The following is a 1456-nucleotide window of genomic DNA, read 5'->3' on the forward strand; positions in this document are numbered from 1 at the left end:
ATTCGCGTTCCTGAAAACTTGGCCAAGATTGAACGCGTGAAGAGATTCTACCAAGAAAAGGTCGCCGACACACCCGCAGAGCTCTTTCAGATATTGGATCAACAGCGCGAGCGTCTGCTCAAAGCAAGAGAGAACTTTGGTGACTATATATCACCCGAAAGCTTCGAAGAATAAAAAAGAATATCTTGCGAATCCGAACCGGAAATAGTCGTAACAGCGAAGCAATATCTTTTTTCTTCAAGTCAAATATTGAACATATCTTAAATATTAATTACTAATTCATAATTCTTATCTTTGATTTCCACAATGAAAAAACAAATCGAAGGATTTGACAAAAATGATGAAAAAAACAGCCATCAAAAAATCAATAGCGTATACGATTGATCTGACAAAAATCGACGGAGACGGAGCTTTTCCATGCCCAAAATGCGGTACCATAATATCTCCGGACGATGAGACAGAAGAAGTCTACCAGATTGTCGAAACAAAAGTCAAGAATGACGAACTTACAGAACTAGTCTTGACATGCAACAAATGCGGAAGCACCATTAAACTTACAGGTTTTCTACCGCAACCTGAAAGTTAACCAACGAGAATCGTACTCCACAACTTCTGTCCCGAATTTTCCGGTCATAGTATAAGCTGAGTTTATCGTAACGCGTGGATTGCTTGGAATACACTTGGATTTTTGAAATGCTATCCTAATAATCGATGAACTCAGCAAGTATCGCAGTCTACATAACAATGCTTGAGTTTAAGTAGATTGCTTTTATTGAGATTTCTTGGTTAAGAACAATCGTTCTATTGGGATTTGTGGATTCAAAATCTTCCCATTTTTTAAACGTATAGCCTACACCATTTATTGTGTAGCTTAAAGGAAAAGAAACGTTATACGTTCCTTCTGCCAACAGCGCTGTCCAAGTTGTGTTAGCCTCTTCGTATATTGAATCAGCATAGTATATGCGGAACGTGACCTCATGCATGTTGGAATCTATTTTTATTTGGTGAACAGGTTCAGCAATCATCATCCCGCAGAGAATGAAGACTACTAACAGTATGGGAATTATGGCTTTTCGAGCTTTGGAAAGAGAAGAAACATCGTCTAATGGTCCTGGGTGTCTGAACAGGGATAAGAACAGTGCAAAAATAGCCATAGGATAATATCCGTTCCATATTAGAAAAATAAGCGAACCGAATGTCAAGATGCTTCTAATCTTATCTCCAGAGATCGATCTTGCCACGTGACCTCCGTCAAGCATACCAGTTGGAAGCAAATTTAACATGGTAACAATCATCCCTATCATTCCTGCAAACGCCACCGGATGCAAAATAATAATGTTTCCAGGTTTGGATATTCCTAGATAACCCAATGAAGTTATTGCAAGCTGGAAAAAGAACGGAACGGGCATAAAAGGTCCTACCGGAAGAGCATACGTTGTAGGGGAAAGTACGAGAC

1 protein-coding gene is annotated in these 1456 nt (G+C 39.3%); it reads right to left on the reverse strand.

Features of this window, described 5'->3' with window-relative positions; translation table 11 throughout:
* Nucleotides 1-734: 734 nt before the first annotated feature.
* Nucleotides 735-1456 (reverse strand): site-2 protease family protein (locus HXY34_14190; protein NWF97284.1); only part of this gene is annotated, 722 nt, incomplete at its 5' end.

Source organism: Candidatus Thorarchaeota archaeon (assembly GCA_013388835.1).
Taxonomy (GTDB): domain Archaea; phylum Asgardarchaeota; class Thorarchaeia; order Thorarchaeales; family Thorarchaeaceae; genus JACAEL01.